Origin of the sequence: Chitinophaga filiformis, assembly GCF_900102545.1 — a bacterium.
Taxonomy (GTDB): domain Bacteria; phylum Bacteroidota; class Bacteroidia; order Chitinophagales; family Chitinophagaceae; genus Chitinophaga; species Chitinophaga filiformis.
In genome coordinates, this window is sequence record NZ_FNBN01000008.1 from 89848 (window position 1) to 107075 (window position 17228).

Sequence of the window (17228 nt, forward strand, 5' to 3'; positions counted from 1 at the left end):
ATTAACTATTATATTGTTTCTCGTGGAGATATTTAAAAATCTCTATCTGTGACCGGATCTTCTTGCCGCTGTCACGTTTATATTCGTTTTTCTGATCGTTGTCCAGTATGCGGGCTTTGACATTGCCGCTGAGCTGTATGGCCAGGATATCTTTCAACTCCTGCTGTATATCCGGATCTGTAATAGGTATCGCCACTTCTACGCGATAATCAAGGTTACGCAGCATCCAGTCGCAGGAAGCGATGTATACCTTTTCCTGTCCCTCCTTCCCAAACACAAATACACGGGCATGCTCCAGATATTCGTCCACAATGCTGACTGCCGTGATATCCTTTTTCCATTTCTTGTTCTCCGTATAGGCGCAGCAGATACCACGGATGATCATCTTAATGTCCACACCTTCTTTGGCGCCTTCATATAAAAGATTGATCATTTCAGGATCAGAGAGGGAGTTCATTTTGATGATCATGGAGCCGCCTTTCTTATGACGGGCATTCTTGATCTCTTTTTCCACCTGGCGTATAAAGAAAGGACGCATGCTGTAAGGACTTACCGGCAATGTATGGCATGCCTCCAGCATTTTGATATCATGTTTGCTGTTCTCCAGGTAAGCGAAAACGCGGTTGATATCAGCCATAATATTCCTGTTGGCGGTCAATAGGCAGTGGTCACCGTATACCCTGGCGGTTTTCTCGTTCAGGTTACCCGTGCTCACAAAGCCGCATTGCACAGTCTTGGTACCGATACGTTTCTTGATGACACACAATTTGGCATGAACTTTCAGACCCGGAATGCCGATCAGCACTTTTACGCCTTCATCTTCCAGGCGGGTCTTCCATTCCAGGTTATCGGCCTCATTGAAACGGGCTCTTAGTTCCAGTGCTACGGTTACCTGTTTACCATTGCGCACTGCGTTTACCAGGGCATTGATGATCTTGGAGTTGCGCGCCAGCCTGTAAGCCGTGATCTTAATGCTGGTTACATTAGGATCGATGGCAGCTTCCCTGAGCAGATCTATGATGGTATCGAAAGAGTGATAGGGGAAATGCAGCATCACATCCTGCAGCTGTATCACATGCATCACACTGGAAGCGTTGGCTAACAATGGATGAATGAAGCTCTTACGTGCCGGATGTGACCTTTCCCTGAATACGCTGGTAGGGAAATCCATAAAGTCCTTGAAGTTATGGATACGGGCTCCCGGAATGAGGTTGTCCTTACCGGACAGCCCCAGGCGGCGCATCAGGTATTCCAGCAGCAGCGGATCAATGTCCTTATCGTATACAAACCGTACCGGTTTCCCTTTGCGACGGTCTTTCAGACCTTTTTCGATCTGGTGAATAAGGCTGGTGGAGATATCATTGTCAATATCCAGTTCCGCGTCTCTTGTTACCTTGATGATATGTGCCGTGAATTTGTCGAAACCGAAGTAGGAGAAGATATGCGGCAGACAGAAACGGATCACGTCTTCCAGCAGGATAATATCCTCTTCACCTTCTTTGGAAGGCAGGATGATGAAACGGGGCAGGATGGAGGTAGGGATCTCTATCAGTGCAAACTTCTGTCTGACAGAGTTATCCTGCCTGGCCAGTACAACCGCCAGATAGATGGATTTATCCCTGAGGAACGGAAAGTGTTGTATACTCTCGATCATCAAAGGGATAATATTGGTACGTACTTCCTCATTGAAGTAGTTGAGTACGAATTTCTGCTGATCTTTATTCAGGTGTTTTTCGGTGCGGATGAAGATCTTCTGGCTTTTCAGTTCGTCTTCAATGCCTTCCCATATACGGTCAAACTCCCGTTGCTGGTCTATCACCATACTCTGTATATCGTCCAGGATCTCGTCGGGGTTTTCTTCCATATGCATACGGGTGGACTTGCCGACCAGCAGCATCCTTTTAAGGGTAGCAACACGTACACGGAAAAACTCGTCGAGGTTGTTGGAGAAAATACCAAGGAAACGAATGCGTTCATGGAGGGGGACAGTATTATCAGCTGCTTCCTGTAACACTCTTGCATTAAATGCCAGCCAGCTGATATCCCGCGGTATCATCTTGACTTTCTTCAACGGCACAATCTTTTTGCTATTGCTTTTCTTTTCCATCGCCGGAACTTGTATGTTTAGATCTATTGGCTCACTGCTTGACAATCGCATCTGAAGAGTATTTAACGGTTGTGGTTATACTGGTCTAATACTGTTAATCACAACAATACAGATTTTTGGAATAGATCTTATGTTAAATTTCTGATACGCATTCTTAAAGGTAAGCAATTAAAAAGCGATAGAGAATAGCGCATAGATAATAATCTATGGTATTTTCCGTAGATATAGTTGTATATATCATTTATAGAGGCATGATCCGGAAGTAATTAGTGCAGGTGTCAGACAGTCTGGCTGGCTTTTTCCGATGGTGTTTGTGCCTTGTTTAACAAGGGGAGGGCTATCAGGCTACCCAGACCAACAACCAGCACCAGGAGGGTTTGGGCGGACCAAACAATCCATCCGAAGGCATATGCTGTGGTATCGAGTACCCCATATACCATGAGGGTTCTTTGCACGAGGAACTGGTAAGCGCCGGTACCGCCGGGTGTTACGATCATCCCTACACTGCCGATGATGAGCACTGCCAGGGCAGCCTTCAGTCCCAGGTAACGGGTTTCCTCCATACAGTAGAAGCCCAGGTACATCATGGCGAAGTACATCATCCAGATCAGTATTGAGTAGAAGATAAACCAGCCTTTCTTTTCCATCTGACCGATGGAGCGGATACCGTCCCATACGCCATGCGCCAGCGCACGGATCTTGATACCAATGGTAGAACGGGCAATGAGGCGGAAAACAATATAAGTGAGTAATATGAGTACTATCAGGGCGCCGATGATGATCAGTGAACGGGAGCTGCCTGCACTACCCAGCTTATTCTCAATCGGATGCCAGATTTCAGCAACGAACAGCCCACCGATTACGTCTATCTGAATAACGACGGTGATGACCATGAGAATGAGCAGGAGCAGCATGTCGACCGCACGTTCCGCAATCATGGTACCTACCAGTTTATCTACCGGGATCTTTTCATAACGCGCTACGATACCGCAGCGGGTCACTTCTCCCAGACGGGGCACCGCCAGGTTGGCCAGGTAGCCTACCATCACGGCAAAGAATGTATTGAGTGTACCCGGATGGTAGCCCATAGGTTCCATAATGAGCTTCCAGCGGACAGCCCGGTACCAGTGACTGGCAATACCAACTATGATAACAGGGATCAGCAGCCAGTAATTAGCATGCTCCAGCGAATTGAAGATATCGTCTTTCTCCTTATCGGTAAGATTATGCGTAACAAGCCAGACTAATCCTAGCCCAATGGCTAAAAAGCAGATAAACTTCAAAAATTTGGGCATAGTAATAGTCTTTTGGGATCCAGCGGTTACAATTTGTTATTTTCTTTCGGGAATATGGCAATGGGAGTATGCTTCTTAGCCTCCTCAAAGTCCATAGTAGCGTAAGAGATGATAATAACAGTATCGCCAACCGCGCAGAGGCGGGCAGCGGGGCCATTCATACAAACAACACCGGAACCGCGTTTTCCTTTGATGATATAGGTCTCCAGGCGTTCTCCGTTATTGACGTTCACTACCTGAACTTTTTCATATTCAATGAGGTTAGCAGCGTCCATCAGATCTTCGTCAATAGTAATACTTCCTACGTAGTGTAAGTTTGCTTCAGTGATAACTGCTCTATGTATCTTACTTTTCAGTACTTCAATGTGCATGATAAAAAATATCCCACTTCCGTGGGTCTGGTGTAAAGGCAAAATTAGGGAAAAAATACAATACGGCGCGCCGTGGTGTTGGCGGTTACCCGGGGTTAAAAACCCCGCGCTACAAACAATGGGACTCCTACGGAGTCCTATTATGGTTTGTTGATGGTAGTTTCCCCAAACACCGCAATTAGCGCATTCAGCAGAAGTTATTTGTTTAACGGCTGATCAGTTTACCTGCATATTGTCAATCAACCTGACATTACTGCTGATCTCCCTGGCGGCTACTACTGCATACAGCGGATCTTTACCGGGAGCTGCCGGAAAATCGATGTTACCATCCGGTGCTATGGACACCATGTCGAGATAGTCAACATCGAAGCCGTTGCCTTTCAGCTCGTTAATAGCTTTGCCTGCTATTTCTTTGAGTGGGGCCTGGGTAAGGTTGTTTTTTATATAGTAAAGTGCACGGGAGATGTGCAGGGCGTTTTGTCTTTCTGTTGGATTGAGGCGTAGATTACGGCTGCTCATGGCCAGACCGTCCTGTTCACGGAGGGTAGGGCAGATAACCAGCTCAACGTTTAAATGCAATAGTTTGATCAGGCGGTTGATTATCAGGCATTGTTGAAAGTCTTTTTGTCCCATGAAGAGCTTGTCAGGCTGTACCAGGTCTAACAGTTTATGTACAACCTGGCCTACACCCTGGAAGTGACCTGGTCGGTGGGCGCCTTCAAGTACTGTTTCCAGTTCGCCGAAGTCATAGTGCATTTCGGGAGCCAGGCCCTTTGGGTACATTTCCTGCACAGATGGCAGAAACAGTACATCGTTGCCGGCGGCAGTCAGTTGAAGGATATCCTGGTCTATTGTAATGGGATATTTCTCAAAATCGGCGGGATCATTAAACTGGGTAGGATTGACAAATATGCTGCACACGACGAGGTCGGTGTTTTCTTTTGCCGCTGCAATAAGGGACAAATGGCCCTGATGCAATGCGCCCATAGTTGGCACAAAACCAATACGTTTACCCTCTTTCCGTGCTGTTGATAAGTGCCTTTCGAGATCGTCTTTCCGCTTGAACAGATACATAATTTATTGCTTAAAAGGATGTTAAAAGTGCCAATTTGTCTTTTCTTCCGTTAAAAATCCGTAATTTTGCAAACCAAATTAAAAATTACTGCATTAATATCAGCATTAGATGTCCACAAAGAAACGAATTCTTTTTATTGCTCAGGAAATGTCGCCTTATCTGGAATTAACAGAGTATGCGAATATGGTCAATAAAATGGCAATTAAGTCCAATGAGTCCGGGCTGGAAGTGCGGGTGATCATGCCCCGGTTTGGCATTATCAACGAAAGAAGGCACCGGTTACACGAGGTGGTAAGACTGTCTGGCATTAACATTGTGATAGAGGGTGACGATTATCCGTTGATTATCAAGGTGGCATCATTGCCCAACGCCCGTTTGCAGGTTTATTTCCTGGACAATGAAGATTACTTCAAGCGTAAGACATTGTTCACGGACGAAAACGAGCAATTCTATGACGATAATGCAGCCCGTGCAGTATTTTTCTGTAAAGGAGCGCTGGAAACAGTAAAGAAGTTTGGCTGGCCGCCGGACATTATTCACTGTAGCGGATGGATGACTTCACTGATTCCTTTATACCTGAAGACTGCTTACAAGAAAGAACCGGTATTCGCTCATTCCAAAGTGGTATATTCCATGGAGCCCAATTCCTTTAAGGAAAAACTGGGCGCAGGCTTTGTGAAGAAAGCTACCATCAGTACCCAGATCAAAGAAAAAGACCTGGAGTTATATAAGGAAGGTACCAACAGTGCACTGAACAGAGGTGCCGGTAAATATGCCGATGCCGTGGTACTGGCAGGTGAAAAGACAGAAAAGAAAGTAGTGGATGAGCTGAAAGCGGAAAAAGGTAAGATCATTCTCCCTTACAAAAAGGATAATGAAGATCTCGCAGACTATCTGCAACTGTATACGCAGCTACTTGGAAAATAATTCTTTCTCTACAGAAAAGCCTCGTTCCGAACGGGGCTTTTTTTATTCTCTGAAAAGTTCATTCTCAAACTATTTTCCTATTTTTGCCGCAGTTTACCATGAGGCATACCACCAAAATGCAAAAAGTTGGTAAATTGTACTTTAAATACTAATCTAAAAGCGAAATTCAATTATTTTATGCCTTATTTATTTACCTCAGAATCTGTTTCCGAAGGCCATCCGGATAAAGTGGCCGATCAGATATCCGACGCACTAATTGATCATTTCCTTGCTTATGATACTACATCAAAAGTGGCGTGTGAAACGTTGGTGACAACTGGTCAGGTGGTACTGGCCGGTGAAGTAAAATCTGAAGCTTACCTGGATGTGCAGGAAATTGCTCGTGAGGTAATCCGTAAGATAGGGTATACTAAGAGCGAATACATGTTCGAAGCTAACTCCTGTGGTATCTTCTCTGCTATTCATGAGCAGTCACCAGATATCAACCAGGGCGTTGAACGTAAGAACCCTGAAGAACAGGGCGCCGGCGACCAGGGTATGATGTTCGGTTACGCCACCCGCGAAACTGAGAACTATATGCCACTGGCTCTGGACCTCGCTCACAAGCTGCTGATCGAACTCGCTGCTATCCGCCGCGAAAATAAAGAGATTGCTTACCTGCGTCCTGATGCCAAGTCACAGGTAACGATCGAATACTCTGACGATAACAGGCCTGTTCGTATTGACACCATCGTTATTTCTACACAGCACGATGATTTCGATTCTGAAGACAAGATGTTAGCGAAGATCAAGAGTGACATGATCAACATCCTGATCCCGCGCGTAAAGGCTCAGCTGAAACCTGAATTACAGGCACTGTTCAATGACAAGATCACTTATCATATCAACCCAACCGGTAAGTTCGTGATCGGTGGTCCTCACGGTGATACCGGCTTGACTGGCCGTAAGATCATCGTTGATACCTACGGTGGTAAAGGTGCTCACGGTGGTGGTGCATTCTCCGGTAAAGATCCTTCCAAAGTAGACCGTTCTGCGGCTTATGCTACCCGTCACATTGCCAAAAACCTGGTAGCTGCAGGTCTTTGCGATGAAGCGCTGGTACAGGTATCCTACGCAATCGGTGTGGCTAAACCTTGTGGTCTCTTCATCGATACGCGTGGCACTGCCAAGGTAAAAATGAGCGATGGCGATATCGCAAGAAAGGTAGAAGAGATCTTCGACCTGCGTCCTTACGCTATCGAGCAGCGTCTGAAACTGCGTAATCCTATCTACAGCGATACAGCTGCTTATGGTCACATGGGCCGCGACAGCAGAGTAGTTACCAAAGTGTTCAACAAGGGTAAAAAGAATGAGAAGAAAGTAGAAGTGGAGCTGTTTACCTGGGAGAAACTGGATTATGTTGAAAAAGTAAAATCAGCTTTCGGATTGTAAGAATATCCGCTGGTAAATAATTTTAAGAACCGTCTCATGTACAGTGAGGCGGTTTTTTGTTATATTTAGAATCCACCTGTTTCCTGATCATCAAGATAGCATATTATGGATAACTTCATGAAAGCCGCCATAGAAGAGGCCTTAAAAGGCCTGAACGAGGGTGGCATCCCCATTGGATCTGTGCTTGTACATAAAGGCGAGATCATTGGTCGTGGACACAACCGCAGGGTACAGAAAGGCAGTGTTATCCTGCATGGTGAGATGGATGCGCTGGAGAATGCCGGCCGGCTTCCAGCGGCCACTTACAGGGAGTGTGTACTGTATACAACCTTATCGCCCTGCCCGATGTGCACGGGCGCTATACTGCTATACGGTATCCCAAAGGTGGTGATTGGCGAGAACCAGACATTCATGGGTGCGGAGGAACTGCTGAAAGCCAGTAATGTGGAGTTGACAGTGGAAAATGATAAAGAATGTATTGAGATGATGCAGACGTTCATTCAGCAACATCCGGTGCTCTGGAACGAGGATATAGGTGAATAAAAAAGGAGCTGCCCCGGTATGGGACAGTCCTTTTCGTTGCTTGTGGACGGTTTATCAATAAGCAGTTAAAGTATTTCTTTTCTTCAGGGCCCGATTGTAAAGTCGCAGGCGTATGCTGTCAGCTGATATCTAACCATGCTGCTTCTCCAGCGTTTAAGCAGCGCCGTAAACCTGTCCGGGGCTTAATTCTTCCTCTTATATTGCAGCATCCATTCGTAGATGCTCAAATTGTCGGTACTGTCCCTATAAGCAGGATCATAGAACTCATGCCAGCCGGTATGTGCTTTTTCGTGTTTTGTAAGCTTTACAAGGCCTTTTTGATAGTGGTTGGTACTATCTATGCAACGGAGGATGTTCTCCAGGAATTGGGGCTCCGCAGTGCCGGCAAAGTACCATGCATGGAGTCCTGCATCTGACACGAGTTTAAACCTGCCGTAATTTTCCGGGTACAGGGGCGCCGGCGACATAGGCACTGTAGCTGCCAGACGGGAGGTCAGGTGTTTACTTTCCGTCATAGACATCAGCGTACACCATCCGCCTGCGCTGTAGCCTGTGAGATAAATGCGGTCGGCGTCAACCGGGTATTTCTTCAATACATCATCCAGGATAAATTCCAGTTGTTGTGGATTGATCCCCCAGCTTTCAGCCAGCGGCGCCAGTACCATGAACTTATAGAGCTTGCCATCTGTTTTGGCGACCGCCTCTATCTTGCGGCCTTCTTTGATCTGACGGGGAATACCCTCCCTGAACAGTTTGGAAATGTCGTGACCTGCGATGCTTTTTCCATGAAAACAGATAATCAGTGGAAACTTCTCCTTAGGTTTTCCCTGCGGAACATGTAGTAATGCCGGCACCTGATGCCATGGATCGGTTGGGACAATTATCTGCCTGAATGCGTCCGGAAGACCTGGTGCGCCTGCGATACCTGGGATAGACAGCATCGCAAGAAGTAATACTTTTTTCATTGTTTAATTTTTTGTGCTGAGTGTGGTGGCTTTCACCGGTATGTTGCCGGTAGTGAATTTATCTTTAAGTTGAGTAAATCGTTGTTCAATGAAATGAAAGCTGCATAGTGCGAAAGCATACACTACCGGTACGTCTATCAGGAATAACCAGTACTTGTTGCTTTCGCTGACGGGTATCCATCGTTCTACCAGCTGCGTTTGTATGACCCAATGCAAAATGTACATACCGTAAGAGACTTTCCCGATAGCTACCAGGATATTGTTCTCAAATATTTTCTTTACAAAATTACCGGGCATACTGCTGTAGGAGGAAACCAGTAACAGCAGCAGGGAAGCGGTAAACAGGTTCAGCACCGTATAATACCATACATGCTGATAACTGTTCACATCCCCGAAATTGTACCCCATAGAGGTGGGCAGCGAGTGCCCATGACTTTCGAACAGGTAATTAGCCATACCTGCGCCCAAAGCCAGTATACAGCACAGCGCGAATAGCCATTCAGGCCGTTTGATCCTGTCTTTCAGTCCCAGCAACGGAATGGCCGTTCCTGTAAAGAAGGCATCCAGGTGACTGAGTGGAAACCAGTAAATCACGTCAAATACCTCGAAGGAGGTCTTGCCATGTTGCGCCAGGTAATTACCGAAAGACCAGCGGAAGAGCGGACCGGCTACCAGTACCACTACCAGCAGCCGCCGGAGAGAGAGCCTGGAAAGCAGGAAAACAATGAAAGGGAAGAACAGGTAAAACTGCTCTTCGACACAGAGAGACCAGAAATGCGTGTACACCGGGCTTTCATGCCAGCTGTTACTGATCCTGGTCAGGTTGAAGGTATAGGAGTATAAGTAGGGCAAGTCCCTGAAATAACCCGGAGGAAAAGCTGTAAACAGGCAGATGACTACAAATGCAGTGAGGTAAATGTAGTACAGGGGGAAAATGCGCAGGCTTCTCCTGATCCAGAATTTTTTGAGGCGTTGGGACAATGGGGATGGTTTATCCTTTTCTTTCAGTAGTATACTGCTGATCAGGAAGCCGGAGAGTACAAAGAAAAGCTGTACCCCCATCCAGCCAAAGCGGATCACGCCGAAATGGAATGCCATTACCAGCAGTATCGCAATGGCGCGGATGCCATCCAGGCTTTTAATATAGTTGGTCTGTGTTTGCATTACAGTTGAAAAGGATAATAGGTGACTACTACTCCCGGTGGCAACAATGGCTTGTACGCCGCCAGTTTGTTATACAGGGATGTTGCCTCCGAAGGATCCACCGCATAAAAGAATACCTCGTCGCCTCCGCAGATCACGTTGTTGGAGATCTTCCAGGACGCTACCTTTCTCCATTGCTGCAGGAGCGTACTGTCAAACCAGGTGTCGTACACCACTGCGATCTTCACGTGCTCCTGACCCGTAAACTGCTGCAGGAACTGCGGAGAATACTGGCCATGGAGTTTTCCGGCGGCCACTACATTGTTGCCCAGTCCCCAGAGATCCAGTATCCTGTTGTCAGACAGATAACTGACCGCGCCCACATCATTCGCCGCTACCGCCGTATGCTGATAGCTGGTTTGCAGAAAGCGTCCCATCTGGTACTGCTGCTCATAGATATTACGCGCTGCCAGAGGCAAATTATGAAAAGCGCCTGCTGCTCTTAATGGCAAAGGTGCAAACGCAAAGAGCAACAGGAAGGCGCCAATAGCTTTCTCCAGCAGGGAGTAATGCCGTTGACTACGGGTTAGCTGACGATAATAGTAATACAACAGTATAGCTACTACTGTTATATCCAGCGCCAGCAGGTAAGCTTCATACCGGAACAGCCAGCCCACGGCGGCCAGGGCCATGTGCAGGAAGGTATTGATCAGCGGAATGCAGGCCAGTTGCTTTATTTTGCTGATAGTATTGACGTTGTCATTATCCGGCCGCAGTAATATGATCAGCGCGGGAATGATCAGCAGCATTCTTACCACGGTAGTACCTGAAAGCGATGAGGAGCCTTCAGGGTAATACTTGTTGGTGAAGATGTTCACCATGGTATTATTACCGTACAGTAGTTTATAAACCACGATCTCCTGCAGGCTGCTCATCAGCTGGGAAGGTCCGCCTGCCAGTTTGCTGGCCTTCAGTAATACGGAGTTGGGCAGGAAATAGCCACCGTGTCTTACAGAGATATACCCGAATATCATCAGCGGTACCAACGACAGTACCAGTACGACGCTGGTCTGCTGCCATCGCCTGTTGTAAATACCGGCTACTATTACACCGGCCAGCAGGAATAAGGATTCAAAGCGGGCCAGGATAGCCAGTCCGGCCACCAGTGACAGTAACAAGACCTGGTTGCGGGTGGTATTGTCTGGCGTCAGAAAAGCGACAGACAGGTATAACATCCACATGGCCAGGAAGGCATGTAGCATATGCTCCATGCCACTTGCCACCATCACTGGTACCGGTACCAGTATGACAAGCAAAATCAGAGAAATACATCTGATAGAAGCCGGCAGACTGAAACGCTGTAAGAGCTTGTCAGTCACGATCACCAGCAGGAATGCAAAGCACACATTGATATAAAACGGCATCCAGATACTGTTGATGCCAGCCTTAAAAAATGCGGCCAGTATAAGGGTATACAAAGGGGAGGAGCTGGCTGCGCTGAATTCCTGCGCATTGATACCCCATACGCCATGTAATGCGAAGTTCTTCGCAATGGACATATGAATGAATGTATCATCCAGCGGATAACAGAAATGGCCACCCGTCTGCATCAGCACCTGCCGGCAGGCTATGGCCAGCAATACTGCGAGTAGCAGTAAAGTGGCCATAACAGGGTAGTTTTTTTGGACGTAATATCTCATCATCCGTGATTACACTATTTGTTAAAGGTCCGTGCCTGTGATTGAAGTACCGCTTCTTCAAAGCTGATGCCGATCAGTCTTTCCAGTTCTATTTTAGCCTGCCTGATATCCCTTTCCAGCATCACCTTTCTTACCATCTCCTCATTGTAACTTCTGTAAGCGATGTTCAGGGTTTCTACCGTTACATCTTTATCACCAGCGGAGAACTTTTCTTCTGTTTGTTTATAATGGTTGTACACGTCTTCGAGCAACGGTACTTCCAGCTCCAGCATTTTCTTATTGGCAGCGTACAACTCGTAGGCATTCAGTACATCTGCCTTTATTTTCAGCTGTTCTTCCTCTTTCATATTCATGACCACTTTCCGCTCCGTTCTGGCGATCTTCACATCGTTGGGGATGGAAATGAAACTACCAAGAGGAATCGTCAGCGAAAAGTTGTACCTGGGGAAGAAGGTGGCGTTATTGCTGTTGTTCTTCAGCGTATACTCGTTCAGGTTTCCATATGCCTGGAACAAGTTCGCCCATCCTGCTGCAGCTTTGTTCTGCTGATATTTGGCAATTTTTGCCTTGTTGTCATATACCTTCAATCCGGGGTTCTGCATAGCAAGTTCTACTAATACTGCTTTCAATTGTGCTACTTCAGGTGAATCGGTGAGAGGGATATAAAGGCTTGATTCCTTTTTCTGTGCCTGCACAGAAATACAGAATGCCAAGCCAATAATGAATAGAAGTCCCTTTTTCATACTGTATTATTTAGATGTTGAAAGATTATATCGTACTCTAATGGTGATGCCCAGGATTGCATTGAGGAAAATAGATGATTCCACCAGCCCCGCCGCCTCCTGTGCATACTGGGCTACCAGGATAGCATACATCACCGCAGCGATGCCTATCAGCAATAGCTTATTCAGTTCATTGTTTTCATTGAAGTAGTTTTTCACCGCGTAATGAATACCCATGTAGGTATAGATACAGGTGATGATCAGTCCTATCCATCCCAGCTCCATTGCTGCACGCAGGTAACCACTGTCGGGCTGTACCCCTGCCATCGGGTGAGCAGGATTATAGGTTACTCCGTCGCCGCCTACCGTCATCACACCACCACCAATGGGATGTGCATACAAATAGGGCTGTATGCTGTGCCTGTTCACATCACGGAGGCTGAGCGATTCGTCCTGGCTACCCATAAAGGCGGTGCGGATGCGGATAATGGTCGGACTGCTGTAAAAGGGGCCGAACAAAATGGCCAGCATGCCGAAAGTGAAAATGGCGGCAGCGATCAGGGTATTCCTGTTATGCAGGTTCACCAGGAAGAATAATAACAGTCCTACGGGCAACATCACATACGCGGTGCGGGTGCCGGAATATCCAAGCGCCAGCAGATGAACTACTATCATAAAAAGCAGCAAAAACTTTTTTGGGAAGCTTAATATCTTCTGGCTGGCGGTAAGCAATATTGTACAGATGATAGCGCCGCAGGCCATCAGTACACCAAAGGCCGCAGGGTCTGCCATAAAGGAAAAGATCCTGGCACGTCCCTGTATCATCACCGTCTTGAACTTGTCAGGGTTCATAGCAACATAGGCCCTTTCAAAGGGTAGCAGTCCTACCGCCTGTTGCAGACAACCGTACAGGGCAGCTGCGGTGGACAGCGCCAGCCAGAATTTGAAGAATCTGTTTATCTGTATCCAGTCGCTCATCACTTTGATGGTGAGGAACAGGAATATGAAATTGCGGATATACACCCTGATAAAAATGAACCAACCCTGTATCGACAACATATTGGGATTGAAGAACTGTATCAGCAGGTAGGCCGTATACAGGTACAATATCAGCAGGAGAGGGTCTTTGAAGTAAGCAACATTAGACTTCTCCCTGCTTTTCCTGTCGAAGATGGCGCCGGCCAGCATCAATACCAGGAAAAGATCCATTGCAACCCCCACGGGCATCGTTGTGCCGGCCATTCTCTCGGGTACGTGCGCGATCATCGAAACAGCAATGTATATATAATAGCCAAGGCGGAAGTTCATGGCGCTGATCACCGCCAGCACCAGCCCGATAATGCCACCAAACACCACCATACTGAGTTTGGCGTCCATTGACGATACGTAGGCGATGGCAGGCACTGCTATCACCCAGAGCAGGATGAACAGGTATATTACGGTGTTTTTCTTAGCCTGTTGACTGAGCATAATAGTCTGAATACGTTAAAAAAACATGATTTTCACAAATAGCATTATCAACGTCAGCGCCACAAAAATCAGCAACATCGTCTGATGGAATGCCTTGCTGATACCGGGCGTATATTTTTTCTTTACGGGCATTATAAATGTGTTTTTTGAGTGACCATCTCCGATTGCTGCGGATTGTATGGTTTGGCCTTGAAGGGCCCTGTAAACAGGAAACCCAGCCTCAGCTGCATGCATATCCGGTAAACGACGATGGAAAAGAAAATGGCGATAAAGATCAGCAACAGTAACAACGGCACTATATATTGTTTCATCGTAGTAGCGAGCAGGAAATACCTGATCACGGCTACAATGGGTACATGCAAGAGGTAGATGTACAGGGAGTAATGCCCGAACGTTCTCAGGAAGGGCAATGCATTGTACTTCGATAACTGGAAGGAAAGCATAATTGTAAACAGGCTGCCTACGAGCGCTATGCCGGCATACAGGAAGAGGTTCATCTGCTGGTGATACAGGAAATAATACTGGCAGACTGCAAAAACAGGCAGCAGTATCAGGAGTCCATATGCGGAAGAAAGTTTCTCCTGCACCTTCTGCGAGAAAAAGTAAGCCGCTGTCAGGTTGCCGATACAGAAAAAGATGTAGTGTAATGCTACGTCATAAAGAGTGCTGATACTGTTCACAAGCGGAGCTATTGCCAGCAATCCCAGCGACACAAGGACCTGCGCGAATTTGTCATAGCGGAAAAGTTTTGCTATCAACAGATACAGTAAGGTTACATTGAACAAAGCAAATAAATACCATAACTGGTCAAGATGGCGGGGTTGTATCAGAATATTCAGGTAATCGGCGCCGGTACGGTGGGCGTTAACAAATGAAGAGAAGATTATTTGCAGGGTGATCTGAATGAAGGCCCACAGAACGTAGGGGTACAACAATGTATTAACGCGGGTAACAAAAAATCCCATCTCTCCCTTCCTGGTTATACTTCTTTCGAAGAATAACCCGGAGAGGAGAAAGAACAGGGGCATACGGAAGCTGTAGAACATGTTATTGCCGTCAATGATCCACTGACTGACAACCATGCCACTGCTTTTCAATCCGAATAGCACATGTCGGTATACGACCAGGATAATAGCTATGCCTTTCGCATAGTCTATCCATCCCAGCCGGTTGGCTTGTGGTGGCTTGAAGTTAAACAGTTCTTTGAGTGTAAAGCTTGGCATTTTTGGGTAAAACTTTTGGTTATAATTCGAGGTATTCTTCCTGTACATTGTTCAGTACTGCTCCCACGAACTTATCACCAAGGGTCTCAAAAAACTGCGTTGATTCGCGGTCTACCTGTGTTAACGCAAGCTTGGATGAAAAAACTGCTATGACGCCATCTACATATTGCGCCAGCTCTTTACTATCGGTATAGTCATTCAGCGGGGCGCCTTCCAGCAGCACAAAATCATAGTAATTCGTCAGGAAGGGGAGGTAGTTTAGAAGATTATTCTTCGGTAAGATCTCTGATGGGGTATAGTCGCCACCTTTACAACCGATCACTTCGATGCCAGGTACAGGATATGTGGTCACAATCTCCTTTACTTTGTCAATGTTCAGTTCTGCCTCGGGTACGGAGAATGTCTCCAGTGTCGGTGCTGCCTCCATCTGTACGGTGAGGTCATTATTACAGAAGTTGGTGTCTATTACCAGTACATTTTTATTACTGAGGCTCAGGCTGTACGCCAGCGCCTGTGTAAGGGTAGTTTTACCCTGACGGGATTCTGTACTGGTGATAAGGAATGATTTTTTGCCACTGCTTTCCACTTCATACCGCAGCTTACGCAGCAGTTCGCGGAAGGTGTTCTGACGCTGTTTGGAATGTTTGTCAGAGATCGTTGTTTTCTGCAACACTTCCAGGATGCTGTACTTGCTCAGGTCAGCATGATTCACACTGCTGATCAGGCGAAGGTCGAGGTGTTTCTCAAACACCGAGGGCGATTTCAGCGATCCATCCAGGAATTCCAGCAGCAATACAATGAAAGAGGTCAGCAGGAAGGTAGAGATACCTGCCATACCCATGATGATGACACGTTTGGAAGACTCTGGCCTGAAGGCTGGCTGTCCTTTCAGGATCTGTTTGAAGTTAACATCCGGTGTAGTCCGGTTGTCCTGTGCGGCGTTCAGCTTTTCCTTCAGCTTGTTGTATTCTTCCTGTGCCATGTCTACTTCCGCCTGCAGACCGCTTACTGTAGCTTCCTTATTGGCATAAGAACCTACGGAACCTTTCAGTTTGGCAATCTGCGATTGTAATGCGCCTATATTCAGGCTGGAAGCATTCAGCTGTGCTTCAAGATTCGCTTTTTCCTGTACTAATGCATCTTTGGTAGTAGCGGTCTGTGTGCCGGTTGTGGATGCGCCCAGTTTCTTCTGGAGCTGCGAACGCAGTCCGGCCAGCTTGGCGTTCATCGCTTCGTCATTACCACCTTTCCTGGTAAGTTCTGTATTGAGGTCATTGATCTGTCTGCGCAGATCTATGATCTCACTGTTACTGTTGGTGAAAACGGTCTTACCCTGGCTGGCGGCAGCGAGACGCTGGTTTACGCTCTGCAGGGAAGAGTTGATGGTATTGTAATTAGCCCTTTCGTCAGACAGGCCTTTTTCAAACTGTTTGATCAGATCCAGTTCGTTACCGCTGGCTGTTTCCACATTAAGCAGGCCTTCGGATGATTTATATAAGCGGAGCGCTTCTACTTTTTTATCCAGCTCAGCTTTCTTTTGTCTTACCAGTTCGTCAAAAGACTCCACGCTTTCTACTGATCTTTCAGTACGCATACTTCTGTAGTAGCGCAGGAATTCCCGGTAAACCGTATTGACGGTATAAGCGGCCTGCTCAGGATTTTCTGCCATGGATACGATCTCCAGGTAGTCTGTACGCTGTACACGGGAAGCATTCAGCCTTTTACGGATGGATTCGTAGTCATATTTAAACAGTTTGAGAAATTCCAGAATTCTCCTTTCTGCCGGATTGTAGGAGGATAGTACCTGGAGGGAGTCTAGTTTGCCACGCAGTATCTCTACAGCGGCTTGTTTGTCGACTGCTTTATAAGCGTCTGATTCCAGGTCTTTCTCCTGCAGACGTACGAAGGGTTTAGTGCTGGTCAGGTCATGAATAAGCAGGTCGTAAGACAGCATGCCGATCACCACTGGTGAGTTGATGGTTTCGATCACGTTATCAAACTTTACGTCTGCTTCAAAAATATTGACATTCTCTTCCCGGAGTTTCACCTGGTCATTGATAGTGAATCCGGTCGCAATCTGGGTTACGGAAGCATACATTCTCGGCTTGCCAAGGGTAAAGAACAGGGCAGCAACAATGGCAATGATGGTACTGATGATTATCCACCATTTCTTTTTCAGCAGGGCCTTTATGAAATATATTATATCCATATTAATTGTAATTATTTAACATCTGTAGCGTGCAAAAAAATCCGGTT

The 17228-nt window shown here is 46.7% G+C and carries 14 protein-coding genes; 3 read left to right on the forward strand and 11 right to left on the reverse strand.

The window, feature by feature from the left end; translation table 11 throughout:
- Position 1 precedes the first annotated feature (1 nt).
- The 4 genes from ppk1 to panC form a co-directional block, all read right to left on the reverse strand.
- Positions 2–2107, reverse strand: a complete 2106-nt coding sequence (ppk1, locus tag BLR32_RS26245) for a polyphosphate kinase 1 (protein WP_089836240.1) — start codon at positions 2105–2107, stop codon at positions 2–4.
- A 278-nt stretch (positions 2108–2385) separates the two neighbouring features.
- Positions 2386–3402, reverse strand: coding sequence for a lysylphosphatidylglycerol synthase transmembrane domain-containing protein (locus tag BLR32_RS26250; protein WP_089836242.1), 1017 nt, complete (start codon positions 3400–3402; stop codon positions 2386–2388).
- A gap of 26 nt (positions 3403–3428) precedes the next feature.
- A complete protein-coding gene (gene panD, locus BLR32_RS26255) occupies positions 3429–3773 on the reverse strand; it encodes an aspartate 1-decarboxylase (protein WP_089836244.1) in 345 nt (114 codons plus the stop codon).
- Between the two features lie 216 nt (positions 3774–3989).
- Complete coding sequence (panC, locus tag BLR32_RS26260; RefSeq protein ID WP_089836246.1) at positions 3990–4847, reverse strand: pantoate--beta-alanine ligase; 858 nt, start codon at positions 4845–4847, stop codon at positions 3990–3992.
- Positions 4848–4956: 109 nt separating this feature from the next.
- On the opposite strand from panC, the gene BLR32_RS26265 reads away from it, so the two are divergent.
- From BLR32_RS26265 to BLR32_RS26275, 3 genes are all read left to right on the forward strand, one after another.
- A complete protein-coding gene (locus BLR32_RS26265) occupies positions 4957–5775 on the forward strand; it encodes a glycogen/starch synthase (protein WP_089836248.1) in 819 nt (272 codons plus the stop codon).
- A 177-nt stretch (positions 5776–5952) separates the two neighbouring features.
- Positions 5953–7206, forward strand: coding sequence for a methionine adenosyltransferase (metK, locus tag BLR32_RS26270; protein ID WP_089836250.1), 1254 nt, complete (start codon positions 5953–5955; stop codon positions 7204–7206).
- 105 nt (positions 7207–7311) lie between these two features.
- On the forward strand, positions 7312–7749 hold the full coding sequence (locus BLR32_RS26275; protein WP_089836251.1) for a nucleoside deaminase: 438 nt from the start codon (positions 7312–7314) through the stop codon (positions 7747–7749).
- Between the two features lie 182 nt (positions 7750–7931).
- Here the strand turns inward: BLR32_RS26275 and BLR32_RS26280 are convergent, their stop codons facing one another.
- From BLR32_RS26280 to BLR32_RS26310, 7 genes are all read right to left on the reverse strand, one after another.
- Positions 7932–8714 (reverse strand): carboxylesterase family protein, encoded by a 783-nt coding sequence (locus tag BLR32_RS26280; RefSeq protein ID WP_089836253.1) that lies wholly within the window; start codon positions 8712–8714, stop codon positions 7932–7934.
- Between the two features lie 3 nt (positions 8715–8717).
- Entirely contained in the window at positions 8718–9878 is a 1161-nt protein-coding gene (locus BLR32_RS26285; protein WP_089836256.1) for an acyltransferase family protein, read from the reverse strand.
- On the reverse strand, positions 9878–11524 hold the full coding sequence (locus BLR32_RS26290) for a hypothetical protein (protein WP_089836258.1): 1647 nt from the start codon (positions 11522–11524) through the stop codon (positions 9878–9880). Before BLR32_RS26290 ends, BLR32_RS26285 begins: the two co-directional genes overlap by 1 nt.
- A gap of 47 nt (positions 11525–11571) precedes the next feature.
- The gene (locus BLR32_RS26295; RefSeq protein WP_089836260.1) at positions 11572–12300 is read right to left on the reverse strand and encodes a TolC family protein; all 729 of its coding nucleotides are present in this window, start codon (positions 12298–12300) and stop codon (positions 11572–11574) included.
- A 6-nt stretch (positions 12301–12306) separates the two neighbouring features.
- Positions 12307–13749: an O-antigen ligase family protein gene (locus BLR32_RS26300; protein ID WP_089836263.1), complete on the reverse strand. Its 1443-nt coding sequence runs from the start codon at positions 13747–13749 to the stop codon at positions 12307–12309.
- A gap of 131 nt (positions 13750–13880) precedes the next feature.
- Positions 13881–14972 (reverse strand): acyltransferase family protein, encoded by a 1092-nt coding sequence (locus BLR32_RS26305; RefSeq protein ID WP_176842437.1) that lies wholly within the window; start codon positions 14970–14972, stop codon positions 13881–13883.
- Positions 14973–14991: 19 nt separating this feature from the next.
- Positions 14992–17181, reverse strand: a complete 2190-nt coding sequence (locus tag BLR32_RS26310) for an exopolysaccharide transport family protein (RefSeq protein ID WP_089836267.1) — start codon at positions 17179–17181, stop codon at positions 14992–14994.
- Between the last annotated feature and the right edge of the window lie 47 nt (positions 17182–17228).

Coding starts and splice junctions, on each gene's coding strand:
- ppk1 (WP_089836240.1), bottom strand. CDS start 2,107: ATGGAAAAGAAAAGCAATAGCAAAAAGATTGTGCCGTTGAAGAAAGTC.
- BLR32_RS26250 (WP_089836242.1), bottom strand. CDS start 3,402: ATGCCCAAATTTTTGAAGTTTATCTGCTTTTTAGCCATTGGGCTAGGA.
- panD (WP_089836244.1), bottom strand. CDS start 3,773: ATGCACATTGAAGTACTGAAAAGTAAGATACATAGAGCAGTTATCACT.
- panC (WP_089836246.1), bottom strand. CDS start 4,847: ATGTATCTGTTCAAGCGGAAAGACGATCTCGAAAGGCACTTATCAACA.
- BLR32_RS26265 (WP_089836248.1), top strand. CDS start 4,957: ATGTCCACAAAGAAACGAATTCTTTTTATTGCTCAGGAAATGTCGCCT.
- metK (WP_089836250.1), top strand. CDS start 5,953: ATGCCTTATTTATTTACCTCAGAATCTGTTTCCGAAGGCCATCCGGAT.
- BLR32_RS26275 (WP_089836251.1), top strand. CDS start 7,312: ATGGATAACTTCATGAAAGCCGCCATAGAAGAGGCCTTAAAAGGCCTG.
- BLR32_RS26280 (WP_089836253.1), bottom strand. CDS start 8,714: ATGAAAAAAGTATTACTTCTTGCGATGCTGTCTATCCCAGGTATCGCA.
- BLR32_RS26285 (WP_089836256.1), bottom strand. CDS start 9,878: ATGCAAACACAGACCAACTATATTAAAAGCCTGGATGGCATCCGCGCC.
- BLR32_RS26290 (WP_089836258.1), bottom strand. CDS start 11,524: ATGGCCACTTTACTGCTACTCGCAGTATTGCTGGCCATAGCCTGCCGG.
- BLR32_RS26295 (WP_089836260.1), bottom strand. CDS start 12,300: ATGAAAAAGGGACTTCTATTCATTATTGGCTTGGCATTCTGTATTTCT.
- BLR32_RS26300 (WP_089836263.1), bottom strand. CDS start 13,749: ATGCTCAGTCAACAGGCTAAGAAAAACACCGTAATATACCTGTTCATC.
- BLR32_RS26305 (WP_176842437.1), bottom strand. CDS start 14,972: ATGCCAAGCTTTACACTCAAAGAACTGTTTAACTTCAAGCCACCACAA.
- BLR32_RS26310 (WP_089836267.1), bottom strand. CDS start 17,181: ATGGATATAATATATTTCATAAAGGCCCTGCTGAAAAAGAAATGGTGG.